General features: G+C 68.9%; 14 protein-coding genes. 12 read left to right on the top strand and 2 right to left on the bottom strand.

The window, feature by feature from the left end; genetic code table 11:
• Window positions 1-31 precede the first annotated feature (31 nt).
• The 7 genes from A612_RS13635 (at window position 32) to A612_RS13665 (ending at window position 9,143) form a co-directional block, all read left to right on the top strand.
• Window positions 32-883, top strand: a complete 852-nt coding sequence (locus A612_RS13635; RefSeq protein ID WP_019375017.1) for an alpha/beta fold hydrolase — start codon at window positions 32-34, stop codon at window positions 881-883.
• Window positions 880-3,090 carry a RelA/SpoT family protein gene (locus A612_RS13640; protein WP_019375018.1) on the top strand — a complete coding sequence of 737 codons (2,211 nt, stop codon included), beginning with the start codon at window positions 880-882 and terminating at the stop codon, window positions 3,088-3,090. Before A612_RS13635 ends, A612_RS13640 begins: the two co-directional genes overlap by 4 nt.
• A gap of 189 nt (window positions 3,091-3,279) precedes the next feature.
• Window positions 3,280-4,461: a glutamine-hydrolyzing carbamoyl-phosphate synthase small subunit gene (carA, locus tag A612_RS13645; protein WP_019375019.1), complete on the top strand. Its 1,182-nt coding sequence runs from the start codon at window positions 3,280-3,282 to the stop codon at window positions 4,459-4,461.
• Between the two features lie 15 nt (window positions 4,462-4,476).
• Window positions 4,477-4,863: a hypothetical protein gene (locus A612_RS13650; protein WP_019375020.1), complete on the top strand. Its 387-nt coding sequence runs from the start codon at window positions 4,477-4,479 to the stop codon at window positions 4,861-4,863.
• A 10-nt stretch (window positions 4,864-4,873) separates the two neighbouring features.
• Window positions 4,874-8,143: a carbamoyl-phosphate synthase large subunit gene (gene carB / locus A612_RS13655; RefSeq protein ID WP_019375021.1), complete on the top strand. Its 3,270-nt coding sequence runs from the start codon at window positions 4,874-4,876 to the stop codon at window positions 8,141-8,143.
• 97 nt (window positions 8,144-8,240) lie between these two features.
• Window positions 8,241-8,717, top strand: a complete 477-nt coding sequence (gene greA, locus A612_RS13660; protein ID WP_019375022.1) for a transcription elongation factor GreA — start codon at window positions 8,241-8,243, stop codon at window positions 8,715-8,717.
• Between the two features lie 12 nt (window positions 8,718-8,729).
• Complete coding sequence (locus tag A612_RS13665) at window positions 8,730-9,143, top strand: DUF4149 domain-containing protein (RefSeq protein WP_019375023.1); 414 nt, start codon at window positions 8,730-8,732, stop codon at window positions 9,141-9,143.
• A 15-nt stretch (window positions 9,144-9,158) separates the two neighbouring features.
• Here the strand turns inward: A612_RS13665 and A612_RS13670 are convergent, their stop codons facing one another.
• Window positions 9,159-9,902 (bottom strand): hypothetical protein, encoded by a 744-nt coding sequence (locus tag A612_RS13670; protein WP_019375024.1) that lies wholly within the window; start codon window positions 9,900-9,902, stop codon window positions 9,159-9,161.
• The gene (locus tag A612_RS13675; protein ID WP_019375025.1) at window positions 9,902-10,372 is read right to left on the bottom strand and encodes a YhbY family RNA-binding protein; all 471 of its coding nucleotides are present in this window, start codon (window positions 10,370-10,372) and stop codon (window positions 9,902-9,904) included. Before A612_RS13675 ends, A612_RS13670 begins: the two co-directional genes overlap by 1 nt.
• 20 nt (window positions 10,373-10,392) lie before the next feature.
• Here A612_RS13675 and A612_RS13680 point away from each other — a divergent pair, with 20 nt between their 5' ends.
• The 5 genes from A612_RS13680 to mgtE form a co-directional block, all read left to right on the top strand.
• Window positions 10,393-11,055 carry an RlmE family RNA methyltransferase gene (locus A612_RS13680; protein WP_019375026.1) on the top strand — a complete coding sequence of 221 codons (663 nt, stop codon included), beginning with the start codon at window positions 10,393-10,395 and terminating at the stop codon, window positions 11,053-11,055.
• Between the two features lie 186 nt (window positions 11,056-11,241).
• A complete protein-coding gene (ftsH, locus tag A612_RS13685; protein WP_040436964.1) occupies window positions 11,242-13,161 on the top strand; it encodes an ATP-dependent zinc metalloprotease FtsH in 1,920 nt (639 codons plus the stop codon).
• Window positions 13,162-13,243: 82 nt separating this feature from the next.
• On the top strand, window positions 13,244-14,077 hold the full coding sequence (gene folP / locus A612_RS13690; RefSeq protein ID WP_019375028.1) for a dihydropteroate synthase: 834 nt from the start codon (window positions 13,244-13,246) through the stop codon (window positions 14,075-14,077).
• Window positions 14,078-14,122: 45 nt separating this feature from the next.
• Window positions 14,123-15,457, top strand: coding sequence for a phosphoglucosamine mutase (gene glmM / locus A612_RS13695; RefSeq protein WP_019375029.1), 1,335 nt, complete (start codon window positions 14,123-14,125; stop codon window positions 15,455-15,457).
• A 163-nt stretch (window positions 15,458-15,620) separates the two neighbouring features.
• Window positions 15,621-16,822, top strand: a 1,202-nt coding sequence (gene mgtE, locus A612_RS13700) for a magnesium transporter (protein WP_019375030.1), incomplete at its 3' end; no start/stop codon positions are given.

Consider the following 16,822-nt stretch of genomic DNA (forward strand, 5'->3'; position numbering starts at 1 on the left):
TGCCGGCGCTGCGCAAGACGCCGGACATCGGATGGCGTTCTGGCAATGGAGCGGCGGTGGCGCGGACGCGGGCCACGTGGTCGTGTGTGTCCACGGCCTGTCGCGCCAGGGGCGGGACTTCGACGTGCTGGCGCGGACGCTCGCGCCGCACGCGCGCATCGCCTGCCCGGACGTGGTGGGGCGGGGCCACAGCGACTGGCTGGCCGATCCGCAGGGCTACCAGCTCCCGGTCTACGCGGCGGACATGCTGGCGTTGCTCGCGCAGCTGCACGCCGAGTTTCCCATCCACACGCTCGACTGGGTCGGCACCAGCATGGGGGGGCTGATCGGCCTGCTGCTGGCCGGCCAACCGGGCCTGCCGCTGCCCGCGCCGGTGCGCCGGCTGGTGCTCAACGACGTGGGCCCGGCGCTTGAATGGGACGCGCTGGTGCGCATCGGGCAGTACCTCGGCGCGCCGCTGATCTTCGCCAGCGAGGCGCAGGCAGCCGATGCCCTGTGGCAGATCTCGAGCAGCTTCGGGCCGCACACCCGCGAACAATGGCTGGCACTGTCCCGGCCCATGCTGCGGCCGGCCCCACAAGGGGGTTTCAGGCTGCACTACGACCCCGCGATCGCTGTGCCGTTTCGCTCCATCCAGCCCCAGGACGCCGCCGACGGCGAAGCGCTGCTGTGGCAGCTGTATGGGCAGGTCAGTGCCCGCACCCTGTTGTTGCGCGGGGCGCAGTCGGACCTGCTCTCCCCGGCCACGGCCGAGCGCATGACCGGTTGTGGGCCGCGCGCGCAGCTGGTGCAGTTCGAGGGCGTGGGCCATGCACCCACGCTGGTCGACCCGGCCCAGGTCGAGGTGGTGCGCCGGTTCCTGCTGGACGCGGACGCCCCATGAAGATCGCCGAAGGATCGCCGCACACGGCGGGCGTGCCGCAGGTGCTCGCTGCCACCGCGCCGCTCCCGCCGGGGCAGGAGGACGCGCTCGCGCGGGCCCGTGCCTTTGCCACGCCGCTGCTGGCGGGCGAGACGCTCGACACCGGCGAAAACGCGCTGGCGCATGCCGAGGGCGTGTGCGCCATCCTGCGCTCGCTGGGCAGCTCCGAGGCGCTGCAGGCGGCCGCCTACCTGGTCCACACCTGCGTGCACCTGAACCGCCCACAGGAGGTGATCGCCAAGGCCTTCGGCGACAACCTGGCGGCGCTGGCGGTGGAGACCACCAAGCTGATGCACGTGCAGCGCCAGGCGCGCGACGCCCAGGTGGTGGGCCAGCCGGTGGATGACACGGCCGCCCAGACCGAGAACGTGCGCAAGATGCTGCTGGCCTTCTCGCGCGACCTGCGCGTGGTGCTGCTGCGCCTGGCGTCCCGGCTGCAGACGCTGCGCTATTGCGCCGCCTCCCGGCGCCCGGCCTCGCCGGCGCTGGCGCGCGAGGCCCTGCAGGTGTTCGCGCCGCTGGCCAACCGGCTGGGCATCTGGCAGATCAAGTGGGAGATGGAAGACCTGGCCTTCCGTTTCCTGGAGCCGGAGACCTACCGCGAGATCGCCCGGCTGCTCGACGAGAAGCGCGCCGAGCGTGAGCACTACATGGAGCAGCTGCGCACCCGGCTGGAGGGCGAGCTGCGCGCCCACAGCATCAGCGCTGTCGTGACCGGGCGGCCCAAGCACATCTACAGCATCGTCAAGAAGATGCGCGGCAAGTCGCTGGACTTCGACCAGCTGTTCGACATCCGCGCGCTGCGCGTGATCGTGCCGACGGTCAAGGACTGCTATGCCGCCCTCAGCTGGGTGCACAGCAGCTTCGAGCCCATCGAGGCCGAGTTCGACGACTACATCGCCCGGCCCAAGCCCAATGGCTACCAGTCGCTGCACACCGTGGTGCGCGACGAGGCGGGCAAGGCGATCGAGATCCAGATCCGCACCCAGGCCATGCACGACCACGCCGAGAGCGGCGTGGCGGCGCACTGGGCCTACAAGGAGGCGGGCGCCAAGGGCTATGCAGGGGTGTCGGCCAGCAGCGAATACGACGCGAAGATCGCGGTGCTGCGCCAGCTGCTGGCCTGGGAGCGCGACCTCTCCGGGGCGGCCGGCCAGGGCCTGTTCGAGGACCGCATCTACGTGCTCACCCCCGACGCCGCGGTGGTCGAGCTGCCGCAGGGCGCAACGCCCCTGGACTTTGCCTACGCAATCCACACCAGCGTCGGCCACCGCTGCCGCGGTGCGCGCGTCGACGGGGTCATGGTGCCGCTCAACACGCCCCTGCACAACGGCCAGACCGTGGAGATCACGACGGTCAAGGAAGGGCGGCCCTCGCGCGATTGGCTCAACCCGGAGCTGGGCTACCTCCACAGCAGCCGCGCCAAGGCCAAGGTGCGCGCCTGGTTCAATGCCCAGGCCACGCAGGCCACCATCGCCCGCGGCCGCGAGGCGGTCGAGAAGCTGCTGCAGCGCGAGGGCAAGACGGCGCTCAAGCTCGACGAACTGGCGGCGCAGCTGGGCTTCAAGACCGCCGACGCCCTGTTCGAAGTGGTCGGCAAGGACGAGTTCTCGCTGCGCACCATCGAGACGCTGCTGCGCCCGCCACCGGCCGAGGCCGAGGCGGCCACACCGACGTTGCCGCTGCGCAAGTCGCGCGGCGGCGAAGGCGCGGGGCGGGGCGTGCTGGTGGTCGGCATCGACTCGCTGATGACGCAGCTCGCCAAGTGCTGCCGGCCGGCGCCGCCCGACCCGATCGGTGGCTTCGTGACGCGCGGCAAGGGCGTGAGCGTGCACCGCAGCGATTGCAGAAACTTCCGCGAGATGGCGGCCCGCAACACCGAGCGCATCATCGAGGTCGAGTGGGGCGGGACCGGGGCCCAGTCCGGCAAGGCCGCCGTGTACCCGGTCGACGTCTCGGTCGAGGCCGCCGACCGCCAGGGCCTGCTGCGCGACATCTCCGAGGTCTTCGCGCGCGAGAAGACGAACGTGATCGGGGTGCAGACCCAGTCGGTGCGCGGCACCGCCTGGATGACCTTCACGGTGGAAGTCGCGGACGCGGGGCGGCTCAACAAGGTGCTTGCCGCGGTGGCCGCGGTGGCTGGCGTGCGCGCGGCACGGCGGCGCTGAACGCGGGCTGGTGGCCGGGGAAAAACGGCCACGGCGAGGCCTGCGCCGGCCAGGCGCCGCGCTACAATGAAGGGCTTTGCCGCCAAACAGTCGCCCGGCCGCACCAAAGCATCCTACCCACGAGCAGCAGCCTGCAGGGCGCGTTCCCCTGCAGGCCACCGGGCGACCCGCATTTTTTCGGAGAACCCAGTGCTCTTGTCTCTCAAGGGATCCTTCCCGCCCGCCATCCTGGCGCTTGCAGACGGCACGGTCCTTATCGGCCAATCCATCGGTGCCACCGGCACCACGGCCGGCGAGATGGTGTTCAACACCTCGCTCACCGGCTACCAGGAAATCCTCACCGACCCCAGCTACTGCCAGCAGATCGTGACGCTCACGTATCCGCATATCGGCAGCTACGGCACCAATGAGGAAGATGTGGAGGCCGACCGGATCCACGCCGCCGGTCTCGTCATCCGGGCGCTCTCGCCCATCGCCAGCAACTTCCGCAGCACCGAATCCCTGTCGGACTACCTGGTGCGCCAGGGCTGCGTCGCCATCGCCGAGGTGGACACGCGCCGGCTCACGCGCCTGCTGCGCAGCGGCGGCGCGCAAAACGGTGCCATCGTCGCCCTGGCAACCGGCGAGGAAGTCACGCAGGAGCACATCGACGCGGCAATCGCTGCAGCGCGCAACGCCCCGTCCATGAAGGGCCTGGACCTGGCGAGCGTGGTCAGCACGCGCACGCCCTACACCTGGAACGAGACCGAGTGGGAACTGGGCAAGGGCTTCGGCCGGCTGACGGACCCGCAGTTCCACGTCGTTGCCTACGACTTCGGCGTCAAGCGCAACATCCTGCGCATGCTGGCCCAGCGCGGCTGCCGGCTGACGGTGGTGCCGGCGCGCACGCCCGCGGCCGAGGTGCTGGCGATGCAGCCCGATGGCGTCTTCCTGTCCAACGGCCCGGGCGACCCGGCCGCGTGCGACTACGCCATCGCCGCGGTGCGCGAGATCGTCGAGGCCGGCGTGCCCACTTTCGGCATCTGCCTGGGCCACCAGATCATGGCGCTCGCCGCCGGCGCCCAGACCTTCAAGATGGACAACAGCCACCATGGCTGCAACCACCCCGTGAAGGGCGTGGACAGCGGCCGCGTCAGCATCACCAGCCAGAACCACGGCTTCGCAGTGGACCTCGCGTCGATACCCGCCCACCTGCGCGCCACGCACCTGAGCCTGTTCGACGGCACGCTGCAGGGCCTGGAACACACGGACCGCCCGGCGTTCTCCTTCCAGGGTCATCCGGAAGCGTCCTCCGGCCCGCACGACATCGCCCACCTCTTCGACCGCTTCACCGACTCCATGCGCGAGGCTCGGGCGAAGCAGGCCGCCTGAGCCGGGCGCCTCGCCATGAAGTTGTTCAGCTTCCCCGCAGCGGCCCTGGAAAAGGCGATCCACAAGCGCATCCTGACGCTGCCGTCACCCCACCGCGAGTGGTTCGCCGAGCGCTGGCAGCAAAAGCCCTACAAGAAGTCCTTCGTGCAGAACAAGGCCATGCCGCTGGTGACGCTGGTCGCCAAGGGCAAGACCTGGGACGACGAGACCTTCGCCCAGGGCCTGGCCGAGTGGGACGTGAGCTTCCACGAGGCCGAGGCTGAAGTGCTGCGCCCGCTGATCAAGGGCGACGGCCTGATCCAGCTCATGCAGAAGAACCTGCCCGCCGAGCGCGCCCAGGCGCTGCTCGAGCGCCTTGCCACGCGCCGCCCCGGCAGCGCCCCCGCCGCTGCGGCCGACTGACGCACCCACCATGCCAAAACGCACAGACATCAAGAGCATCCTCATCATCGGCGCCGGCCCGATCATCATCGGCCAGGCCTGCGAATTCGACTACTCCGGCGTGCAGGCCTGCAAGGCGCTGCGCGAGGAGGGCTACCGCGTCATCCTGATCAACAGCAACCCCGCGACGATCATGACCGACCCGGCCACGGCCGACGTGACCTATATCGAGCCCATCACCTGGCAGACGGTCGAAAAAATCATCGCCAAGGAGCGCCCCGACGCCATCCTGCCCACCATGGGCGGCCAGACGGCGCTCAACTGCGCGCTCGACCTGTGGAAGAACGGGGTGCTGAACAAGTACCGCGTGGAGCTGATCGGCGCCAAGCCCGAGGCCATCGACAAGGCCGAGGACCGCCTGAAATTCAAGGACGCGATGACGCGCATCGGCCTGGAGTCGGCGCGCTCCGGCATCGCCCACACCATGGACGAGGCCTGGGCCGTCCAGAAGACGGTGGGCTTTCCGGCTGTCATCCGCCCCAGCTTCACGCTCGGCGGCACGGGCGGCGGCATCGCCTACAACCCGGAAGAGTTCGAGACGATTGCCAAGCGCGGCCTGGAGGCCTCGCCGACCAGCGAGCTGCTGATCGAGGAGTCGCTGCTGGGCTGGAAGGAATACGAGATGGAGGTGGTGCGCGACCGCGCGGACAACTGCATCATCGTGTGCTCGATCGAAAACCTCGATCCCATGGGCGTGCACACCGGCGACTCCATCACCGTGGCGCCGGCCCAGACCCTGTCCGACAAGGAATACCAGATCATGCGCAACGCCAGCCTCGCCGTGCTGCGCGAGATCGGCGTGGACACGGGCGGCTCGAACGTGCAGTTCGCGGTCAACCCCAAGGACGGGCGCATGATCGTGATCGAGATGAACCCGCGCGTGTCGCGCTCCTCGGCGCTGGCCTCCAAGGCCACGGGTTTTCCGATCGCAAAAATAGCCGCCAAGCTCGCCGTGGGCTACACGCTGGATGAGCTCAAGAACGAGATCACCGGCGGCGCCACGCCGGCCAGCTTCGAGCCGACCATCGACTACGTGGTCACCAAGATTCCGCGCTTTGCCTTCGAGAAATTCCCCATGGCGGACTCGCGCCTGACCACGCAGATGAAGAGCGTGGGCGAGGTCATGGCCATGGGCAGGACCTTCCAGGAATCCTTCCAGAAGGCCCTGCGCGGCCTGGAAGTGGGCGTGGACGGCATGAACGAGAAGACCCAGGACCGGGAACTGCTGGAAAAGGAGCTGGGCGAGCCCGGCCCCGAGCGCATCTGGTACGTGGGCGATGCCTTCGCCATGGGCCTGTCGGTGGACGAGGTGCATGACCTGACGAAGATCGACAAGTGGTTCCTGGTGCAGATCGAGGAGATCGTGAAGATCGAGCTGGATCTGGACAAGCTCGCGGAAGACAAGGGCGAAGGTGCGCTGGCGAGCCTCGACGCGGCGACGCTGCGTACCTTGAAGCGCAAGGGCTTTTCCGACCGGCGCCTGGCCAAGCTGCTCAAGACGGATGAGAAAGCCGTGCGCGAGGCGCGCCGCAGCCTGGGCGTGCGCCCAGTCTACAAGCGCGTCGATACCTGCGCGGGCGAATTCCCGACCAACACCGCCTACATGTATTCGACCTACGAGGACGAGTGCGAGGCGGAGCCGACGACCAGGAAGAAGATCATGGTGCTGGGCGGCGGGCCGAACCGCATCGGCCAGGGCATCGAGTTCGACTACTGCTGCGTGCACGCGGCGCTCGCCATGCGCGAGGACGGCTACGAGACCATCATGGTCAACTGCAACCCCGAGACGGTCTCAACCGACTACGACACCTCCGACCGCCTGTACTTCGAGCCGCTGACGCTCGAGGACGTGCTGGAGATCGTCGACCTGGAAAAGCCCGAGGGCGTGATCGTGCAGTACGGCGGCCAGACGCCGCTCAAGCTCGCCCTGGGCCTGGAGAAGGAAGGCGTGCCGATCATCGGCACCTCGCCCGACATGATCGACGCCGCCGAGGACCGCGAGCGCTTCCAGAAGCTGCTCAACGATCTCGGCCTGCGCCAGCCGCCCAACGCCACGGCGCGCACCGAAGAAGAGGCGCTGGAAAAGGCTGCTGCCCTGGGCTATCCGCTGGTCGTGCGCCCGAGCTACGTGCTGGGCGGGCGCGCCATGGAGATCGTGCACGAGCAGCGTGACCTGGAACGCTACATGCGCGAGGCCGTGAAGGTCTCCAACGACTCACCCGTGCTGCTGGACCGCTTCCTGTCCAACGCCATCGAGTGCGACGTGGACTGCGTGCGCGACAAGGACGGGCAGGTGTTCATCGGCGGCGTGATGGAGCACATCGAGCAGGCCGGCGTGCATTCGGGCGACTCCGCCTGCTCGCTGCCGCCGTACTACCTGTCGGCCGGGACGGTCGCCGAGATCAAGCGCCAGACGGCGCTGCTGGCCGAGGGCCTGAACGTGGTCGGGCTGATGAACGTGCAGTTCGCCATCCAGGAAACCGAAGGCGGCGACGTGATCTACGTGCTGGAGGTGAACCCGCGCGCCAGCCGCACGGTTCCCTTCGTCTCCAAGGCCACCGGCGTGCAGCTGGCCAAGGTGGCGGCGCGCTGCATGGCGGGCCAGACGCTGGCGGGGCAGGGCGTGACCCGCGAGGTGACGCCGCCGTACTTCAGCGTCAAGGAGGCCGTCTTCCCCTTCGTCAAGTTCCCCGGCGTGGACACCATCCTCGGCCCGGAGATGAAGTCCACCGGCGAGGTGATGGGGGTCGGCCAGACCTTCGGCGAAGCCTTCGTGAAGAGCCAGCTGGGCGCCGGCACGCGGCTGCCGCGCTCGGGCAAGGTGTTCCTCACCGTGAAGAACAGCGACAAGCCGCGCGTGCTGCCGATCGCGCGCGACCTCGCGGCCATGGGCTTCGAGCTGTTGGCGACCAAGGGCACGGCCGCGGCGCTGGCCGAGGCCGGCATCCCGGTGCAGGTGGTCAACAAGGTGACCGAGGGCCGCCCGCACATCGTGGACGCCATCAAGAACAACGAGATCTCGATGGTCATCAACACGGTGGAGGAGCGGCGCAACGCCATCGCCGACTCGCGCGCCATCCGCACCAGCTCGCTGCAGGCGCGCGTGACCACCTTCACCACTATCTTCGGCGCCGAGGCGGCGGTGGAGGGCCTCAAGCACCTGGAGAGCCTGGACGTGTGTTCGCTGCAGGAGCTGCACGCCCGCCTGGGCAGTGCCGCGGCGGCGGCAAACGCGGCATAATCGCGGGCATCCCCTTTGCCCAGACCGCCGCGCGGCAACGCCCGGCGGTTTGCTTTTTGCGTTTGTCCTTTGCCAACCCCAGGAGACCGAAGTTCCCATGGCCACCATTCCCCTGACCAAGCGCGGCGCCGAGCAGCTCAAGCAGGAGCTGCACCGCCTCAAGACCGTGGAGCGCCCCGCCGTGATCAACGCCATTGCTGAGGCGCGCGCTCAGGGCGACCTGAGCGAGAACGCCGAGTACGAAGCGGCCAAGGACCGCCAGGGCTTCGTCGAGGGGCGGATTGCCGAGGTGGAGGCCAAGCTCGCGGCAGCGCAGGTGATCGATCCCTCGACCCTGGATGCTGGCGGGCGCGTGGTGTTTGGCGCCACCGTCGAGCTGCAGGACGAGGAGACGGGCGAAACCGTCAGGTACCAGATCGTCGGCGAGGACGAGGCCGACCTGAAGCTTGGCCTGATCAACGTCGGCAGCCCGATCGCCCGTGCCCTGATCGGCAAGGAAGAGGGCGACACCGCCGAGGTGCAGGCCCCGGGCGGGGTGCGCCACTACGAGATCGTCGGCGTCAGCTACCTCTGAGGAAGGGCGCAGGTGCGCGAGCGACTGCCCGTGCTGGCGGCGGCCCTGTGGTGGGGCAGCCTGAGCGCCATCGGTTTCATGGCGGTGCCGCTGCTGTTCGCGCATCTGCCGAACCCCATCCTGGCGGGCAACACGGCGGCGCGCCTGTTCGAGGCGCAGACCTGGGTCTCGCTGGCCATGGGCGCGGCGCTGCTCCTCCTGTCGCGGCGCCGGCACGCGGAACAGCCCGAGGCGTGGGCGCGGACGGGCCTGGTCCTGGTGGTGCTGGGGATGCTGCTGGCGATGCTCGTGCAGTTCGGCGTGGCGCCGCGCATCGTCGCGCGCCAGAACCTGCGCCTGTGGCACGGCGTCGGCAGCCTGATGTATATGGCGCAGTGGCTGTGTGCCCTGGGGGTGCTGCTGAAGGTGACGGGGCGGCGTCCCTGAGGCCGCCCCGAGCCGCTACTCCCGCCAATGGTCCGCCACCCAGGTGGCGGGCTCGATGTGGCGAAAGCGCCGGTTGCGCCGCCCGGCGAGGGCGTCCGGCGGATTGCATTCACCGTGGAAGACCACGATGCGCGCGCCCGGCGGCACCTGCGGCGCCTTCCAGTAGTTGGAAGGCCAGCGCGGGATGCTGTGGTACTTGAAGCTCGGGCACCAGCCCCGCGGCCAATAGGCCAGGCGCCCCTGGCGGTGCAGGAAATCCGACAGGTAGGCCTGCTCGTTGCGAAAGCGCTGGCGCACCTCTTCGACGTGGCTGCGGAAATACTCCAGCACGTCCGGGTGGGCGCCCAGCTCGAAGCGGTAGACGGAGGAGTTGCCGGTGATGCGCCACGGGCGCTTGTAGTCGTGGATGATGAGGAATTCGCCCGGCTGGGTGAAGAATTCCTCCAGCGGCCCGACCACCACCACGTCCACGTCGAGGAACAGGGCGGTGCCGCGCAGGCCGTGCAGGTCGGCGGCGAAGGTGGCGAGCTTTTTCCAGCCGCGCTCGGGGATGCCGGCCGGCAGGTCCAGCGCCGGGATGGGAAAGCAGTGCACTTCCGGCCGGATGCCGCTCGCGTCGTCGGTCAGGCAATTGAACTGGAAATCGCCCGGCAGGTGGCGCCGCACCATCGCGTACAGCCGGTTCACGTACTCGGGGCCGTACTTGCTGCCCCATTTCATGCACAGGATGTGGCGCCGGGGCGCCGCGGGCGCGGGCATCAGCGGCCCTGGCGCTTCTTGACGGATTTCTGCTTGGGCTTGGCGCGCTTGACCTGCCCGCCGGCCGTCAGGCGCTGGTTGCCCAGCACGCGCAGCTGCTTGACCTCGGGGCGCTGGCCGGGCCGCCCGAACTTCAGCACCTTGACCTCGCGCGGGCCCGGCTTGCGGTCCTCGTCCGGGGTCTTTTCCTTCGGGGGGATGGGCCGCCAGAGCACCAGCAGCTTGCCGATGTGCTGGATGGGCGCGGCGTCCAGCTCGGCTGCCAGCTGCTGGTAGATGGCCTCGCGCGCGCTGCGGTCGTCGCCGAAGACGCGCACCTTGATCAGCCCATGGGCCTTGAGGGCCGCGTCCACCTCGCGGCGCACGGCATCGGTCAGTCCCTCGGCGCCGATCAGCACGACGGGGTCCAGGTGGTGCGCGTTGGCGCGGTGTTCCCGACGCTGGGCGGGTGTGAGTTCGATCTGCGGCATCCCCGTATTATTCTTCAACGATGAAAGCCCGGACCCAAAGCAAGAAGGTGAACAAGGCGTGGTTGAGCGACCACGTCAACGATCCCTACGTGAAACTCGCGCAGAAGGAGGGCTACCGCGCGCGCGCCGCCTACAAGCTCAAGGAGATCGACGAGCAGCTGGGCCTGATCCGGCCGGGCCAAGTGGTGGTCGACCTGGGCAGCGCCCCCGGCGCCTGGAGCCAGTACCTGCGCCGGCGCATGGCCCCGGGCGGTGCGGCGGCCGGCGCGCTCCAGGGCACGCTCATTGCTCTCGACATCCTGCCGATGGAGCCCATCGAGGGAGTGCACTTCCTGCAGGGCGACTTCCGCGAGGACGAGGTGCTTGCGCGCCTGCAGGAGGCGGTGCAGGGCCGGCCGGTGGACGTGGTGGTCTCGGACATGGCGCCGAACCTGTCGGGGGTCGAATCGGTGGATGCGGTGCGCATTGCCCACCTGATCGAGCTGGCCGTGGATTTCGCCGTGCAGCATCTGCGCCCGGACGGCGCGCTGGTGGTCAAGCTGTTCCACGGCAGTGGCTACACGCAGCTGGTGCAGCTGTTCAAGAACACCTTCCAGGTGGTCAAGACGGTCAAGCCCAAGGCCTCGCGCGACCGTTCGGCCGAGACATTCCTGGTCGGGATGCGCCTGAAGCGGCGCGGCTGAAGACCCGGGCGGCAGCGCGCCAGGCCCGGCCTGCGGGCCGCTGCGCTTTTGTCCTGCCTGGAGTGCAGGGTTATGTACCTGCCCCGCCCGTGTTGAAACGCCTAAAATCCTCCCCATATGCGCGTGGACGGCCTGTTTGCGCATCCCTGGGGCCGTCCTTCTTCTTTGCAGTATCTGGAGTTCGGCTTGAACAATCAGTGGTTTTCCAAGGTCGCCGTATGGCTGGTCATCGCCATGGTGCTGTTCACGGTGTTCAAGCAGTTTGACACCCGCGCCACCATGGGCGCCGGCACCATCGGCTACTCCGCCTTCCTGGAAGAAGTGCGCAACAACCGCATCAAGAGCGCCACCATCCAGGAGGGCCCGGGCGGCACCGAGATCGTCGCCGTGACCAACGACGACCGGCGCATCCGCACCACCGCCACCTACCTCGACCGCGGCCTGGTCGGCGACCTGATCAACAACAACGTCCAGTTCGACGTCAAGCCGCGCGAGGAAGGCTCGCTCCTGATGACGCTGCTGGTCAGCTGGGGGCCGATGCTGCTCCTGATCGGCGTGTGGGTGTACTTCATGCGCCAGATGCAGGGCGGCGGCAAGGGCGGGGCGTTCAGCTTCGGCAAGTCCAAGGCGCGCATGCTCGACGAGAACAACAACACCGTCACCTTTGCCGACGTCGCCGGTTGCGACGAGGCCAAGGAAGAGGTCAAGGAGGTGGTGGACTTCCTCAAGGACCCGCAGAAGTTCCAAAAGCTCGGTGGGCGCATCCCGCGCGGCCTGCTGCTGGTCGGCCCGCCCGGCACCGGCAAGACGCTGCTGGCCAAGTCGATTGCCGGCGAGGCCAAGGTGCCGTTCTTCTCCATCTCGGGCTCGGATTTCGTCGAGATGTTCGTCGGCGTGGGTGCGGCGCGCGTGCGCGACATGTTCGAGAACGCCAAGAAGAACGCTCCCTGCATCATCTTCATCGACGAGATCGACGCCGTGGGCCGCCAGCGGGGCGCGGGCCTGGGGGGAGGAAACGACGAGCGCGAGCAGACGCTCAACCAGATGCTGGTCGAGATGGACGGCTTCGAGACCAATCTGGGCGTGATCGTGGTGGCGGCCACCAACCGGCCCGACATCCTGGACGCGGCCCTGCTGCGCCCGGGACGCTTCGACCGCCAGGTCTACGTCACGCTGCCCGACATCCGGGGCCGCGAGCAGATCCTGAACGTGCACATGCGCAAGATCCCGATCGGCCAGGACGTGAACCCGGCGATCATCGCGCGCGGCACGCCCGGCATGAGCGGCGCGGATCTTGCCAACCTGTGCAACGAGGCGGCGCTGATGGCGGCGCGCCGCAATGCGCGCGTGGTGGAGATGCAGGACTTCGAGAAGGCCAAGGACAAGATCATCATGGGCCCGGAGAGGAAGTCCATGGTCATGCCCGAGGAGGAGCGGCGCAACACCGCCTACCACGAGGCCGGCCACGCCCTCATCGGCAAGCTTTTACCGAAGTGCGATCCGGTGCACAAGGTGACCATCATCCCGCGCGGTCGTGCCCTGGGCGTGACCATGAGCCTGCCGGAGAAGGACCGCTACTCCTACGACAAGGAGTACATGCTCAACCAGATCGCCATGCTGTTTGGCGGGCGCATTGCCGAAGAAGTGTTCATGAACCAGATGACCACCGGCGCGAGCAACGACTTCGAGCGCGCCACCTCGATCGCCCGCGACATGGTGATGCGCTACGGCATGAGCGAGGCCCTGGGCCCCATGGTGTACGCCGAAAACGAAGGCGAGGTGTTCCTGGGCCGCTCAGTGACCAAGACCACCAACATCTCCGAGGAGACGATGCAAAAGGTGGACGCCGAGGTCCGCCGCATCATCGACGAGCAGTACAACCTGGCGCGCCGCCTGATCGAGGAGAACAAGGACAAGATCCACGCCATGGCCAAGGCCATGCTCGAATGGGAGACCATCGACGCCGAGCAGATCGACGACATCATGGCCGGGCGCGAGCCGCGGCCGCCCAAGGACTGGACGCCGCGCCGCCCGCCTTCTGGCGGTGACGATTCGGGCGGCGGCACGCCGGCCGTCAATTCGGACCCGGCGCCTTCGGCTGCCTGAGGCGCAAACCAAGACAAGCGGGGCCCGGTGCCCCGCTTGTCCCATGTGAGCCCTCCCGTTGGCCTTGCCGGAAGGCGCGCCCATGCTCTGGAAGACCACCCGCTTCGACGTCGACCTGACGCGCCCGCGCGTGATGGGCATCGTCAATGCCACGCCCGACTCCTTCTCGGACGGAGGCCGGCACGCCGGCGCGTCCTCGGCCCTGCGCCATTGCGAGCGGCTGCTCAAGGACGGTGCGGACATCCTCGACATCGGGGGCGAATCAACCCGCCCGGGCAGCCCGCCGGTGCCGCTGGACGAGGAGCTGGCGCGCGTGCTGCCGGTGGTGCGCGGTGCCGTGGCGCTGGGCGTCCCCGTCTCGGTGGATACTTACAAGGCCGAAGTCATGCAGGCCGTGCTCGACGTGGGCGCCGACGTCATCAACGACATCTGGGCACTGCGCCAGCCGGGCGCCGCGGACGTGGTGGTCCGGCATGGCCGGTGCGGCGTGTGCCTGATGCACATGCACGGCGAGCCACGCAGCATGCAGTCCCAGCCCATGCAGGGCGACGCCGTGCCGCAGGTCGCCGCCTTCCTGCAGCAGGCCGCGCGCGCCCTGGAAGAGCGGGGTGTGGAGCGGGCACGTGTCGCGCTCGACAGCGGCATCGGCTTCGGCAAGACCGTCGCGCAGAATTTCGCTCTCCTGGCGCGGCAGCCCGAGCTGCTGGCGCTCGGCTATCCCTGGGTTGCGGGGTGGTCCCGCAAGTCGTCCCTGGGCACTGTCACGGGCCTGGCGGTGGACCAGCGCCTAGTGCCCAGCGTGGCGGCCGCGGTGCTGGCGGTCGAGCAGGGCGCGCGCATCGTGCGCGTGCACGACGTGCGCGAGACGGTGGCGGCGCTGGCGGTCTGGAGCGCGATGGATCGCGAGCGCCACTGAACTGCCCCTTCCCCTTTCCTCCTTCCCAACTCTTTCTCATTCCTCATGGCACGCAGCTATTTCGGCACCGACGGCATCCGCGGCACCGTGGGCAAGCCGCCCATCACTCCAGATTTCGTGCTCCGCCTGGGCCACGCCATCGGCCAGGTCCTGCGCCGCACCGAGGAGCGTCCCACGGTGCTGATCGGTAAGGACACGCGCATCTCCGGCTACATGCTGGAGAGTGCCCTGGAATCCGGGCTGAATTCCGCCGGCGCCGACGTGGTGCTGCTCGGCCCGTTGCCGACGCCGGGGGTGGCCTACCTCACGCGTGCTCAGCGCGCCAGCCTGGGCGTGGTGATCAGCGCCAGCCACAACGCCTATCCAGACAATGGCATCAAGTTCTTCAGCGCCCAGGGCAACAAGCTGCCGGATGCGTGGGAGGAGGAGGTGGAGCAGGCGCTGGCGACGCCGCCCCAGTGGGCCGACTCCTCGCACCTCGGTCGCGCCCAGCGTCTGGACGATGCCGCGGGGCGCTACATCGAGTTCTGCAAGAGCACCTTCTCGCACGACCTGTCGCTGCATGGCCTGCGCATCGTGGTGGATGCCGCCCACGGCGCTGCCTACCACATCGCCCCGAAAGTGTTCCACGAGCTGGGCGCCGACGTGATCGCCATCGGCTGCGCGCCGGACGGCATGAACATCAACCACGAGGTCGGCGCAACGCACCCGGATGCGCTGGTGCGCGCGGTGCGGGCCAACGCGGCGGACTTCGGGATCGCCCTGGATGGCGACGCGGACCGGCTGCAGATGGTGGACGGTGCCGGGCGGCTCTACAACGGCGACGAGCTGCTGTACCTGCTGGCGGCCGAGCGCCTGGCCTGCGGGCTGCCGGTGCCCGGTGTGGTCGGCACGCTCATGACCAACATGGCGGTGGAGCAGGCGCTGGTGGCGCGCGGGGTGGAGCTGGTGCGCGCCAAGGTGGGCGACCGCTACGTGCTTGAGGAGCTTCACCGCCGTGGCTGGCTGCTCGGCGGGGAGGGCTCGGGCCACCTGTTGGTGCTGGACCGGCATACCACCGGCGATGGGTTGGTGAGCGCGCTGCAGGTGCTGCAGGCCTGCGTGCGCAGCGGGCGCAGCCTGGCCGAGCTGCTGGAGGGCGCGCCGCTGTTCCCGCAGGTGCTGCTCAACGTGCGGCTCAGCCCGCAGCAGGACTGGACGCGCAACCGCCACTTGGCCGAGGCGACGCGCGCGGTGCAGGAACAGTTGGGCGAGCGGGGCAGGGTGCTGGTGCGCGCGAGCGGCACCGAGCCGCTGTTGCGCGTGATGGTCGAGGCCCAGGATCTGGACGAGGCCAACCGCTGCGCCCAGCGGCTGGCCGACGCGGCGCGCGCCGGCTGAGGCGCTCCGACCGCATGGCAGGGCGCGGCGCCGTCCGGCGCAATGCCTTGCCCACTCTCGGGGACAATGTCCCGGTTCCGGCCGGCCGCTGCCGTGCCTTGCTCTGCCCCAGCGTGCCGGGGGTTCGCTCAGCCGGGCGCCTTTCCCTACCTGTCCCAAGTCCATGCAAGACATCCTGCGCCAGTTCCAGTCCTACGGCCACGTGGCCGATGCCGTCAGCTACGTCAACACCCTCAAGCCCAGGGAGGCGATGGAACTGGCCGACCGGCTGGATGCGGCCTCCCTCGCCCAGCTGCTGGAGAACACCGACCTGCGCTGCAGCGTGCTGCTGGCGGCCAAGGTGGTGGCCTCGGGGCGCGCCGACGTGCTGGAGTCGATCGCCGAGGACCGGCTGTCCGACCTGCTCGGCCGGCTGATGGAGGAGGAGCGCGAGCAGGCACTGCGCCTGCTCTCGCCGGCCTCGCGCAGCTCGGTGGCGCGCCTCATGCTGTATCCGGAGGGAACGGCCGGCAGCATCATGACCACCGAGTTCGTGCAGCTGCCGCAGGACTGGACGGTGGCACAGGCGCTCGAACACATCCGCCAGACGCAGCACGACCACGAGACGGTCTATGCCATCTACGTCGCCGACGAGCACGGCAGCCTGCGCTTCGTGCTGTCGCTGCGCCAGCTGGTGTGCGCCGATCCGGCGCAGCCGCTGACCGCGCTGTGGAACGGCAGCCGGCCGATCTCGGTGGGGCCGCAGGCCGATCGCGAGGAGGTCGCGCGGCTGATCCGGCGCCACAACTTCCTGGCGCTGCCGGTGGTGGACGAGCAGGCGCAGGTGATCGGCATCGTCACCGTGGACGACGTGATCGACGCGCTGATGGAAGAGGCGCAGGAGGACATTGGCCGCTTCGGCGGTGGCGAGCACATCGGCGTCCCCTACCTGGAGGCGGGCTTTGGCACCATGATCCGCAAGCGCGGCGGCTGGCTGGCGATCCTGTTCCTCGGCGAGATGCTCACGGCCAGCGCCATGCAGTACTACGAGATGCAGCTGGAAAAGGCCGTGGTGCTGGCGATGTTCATCCCGCTGATCATGAGCTCGGGCGGCAACTCGGGCTCGCAGGCGACCTCGCTGCTGATCCGCGGGCTGGCGCTCGGTGAGGTGCGGTTGCGCGACTGGTGGCGGGTGATCGTGCGCGAGCTGCCGACCAGCTTGGTGCTCGGCGCAGGGCTGGGAGCGATCGGTTTCGCGCGCATCTTCATCTGGCAGCACGCGGGCTTCTATGACTATGGGGAGCACTATCTGCTGATCGGCGCCACCGTCTGGCTGTCGCTGGTCGGCATCGTGTGCTTCGGCTCGAGCATCGGCTCGATGCTGCC

This window comes from Melaminivora alkalimesophila (assembly GCF_000282995.1).
Lineage (GTDB): Bacteria > Pseudomonadota > Gammaproteobacteria > Burkholderiales > Burkholderiaceae_C > Melaminivora > Melaminivora alkalimesophila.

Coding starts and splice junctions, on each gene's coding strand:
- A612_RS13635 (WP_019375017.1), top strand. CDS start 32: ATGGCGTTCTGGCAATGGAGCGGCGGTGGCGCGGACGCGGGCCACGTG.
- A612_RS13640 (WP_019375018.1), top strand. CDS start 880: ATGAAGATCGCCGAAGGATCGCCGCACACGGCGGGCGTGCCGCAGGTG.
- A612_RS13650 (WP_019375020.1), top strand. CDS start 4,477: ATGAAGTTGTTCAGCTTCCCCGCAGCGGCCCTGGAAAAGGCGATCCAC.
- carB (WP_019375021.1), top strand. CDS start 4,874: ATGCCAAAACGCACAGACATCAAGAGCATCCTCATCATCGGCGCCGGC.
- greA (WP_019375022.1), top strand. CDS start 8,241: ATGGCCACCATTCCCCTGACCAAGCGCGGCGCCGAGCAGCTCAAGCAG.
- A612_RS13670 (WP_019375024.1), bottom strand. CDS start 9,902: ATGCCCGCGCCCGCGGCGCCCCGGCGCCACATCCTGTGCATGAAATGG.
- A612_RS13675 (WP_019375025.1), bottom strand. CDS start 10,372: ATGCCGCAGATCGAACTCACACCCGCCCAGCGTCGGGAACACCGCGCC.
- A612_RS13680 (WP_019375026.1), top strand. CDS start 10,393: ATGAAAGCCCGGACCCAAAGCAAGAAGGTGAACAAGGCGTGGTTGAGC.
- folP (WP_019375028.1), top strand. CDS start 13,244: ATGCTCTGGAAGACCACCCGCTTCGACGTCGACCTGACGCGCCCGCGC.
- glmM (WP_019375029.1), top strand. CDS start 14,123: ATGGCACGCAGCTATTTCGGCACCGACGGCATCCGCGGCACCGTGGGC.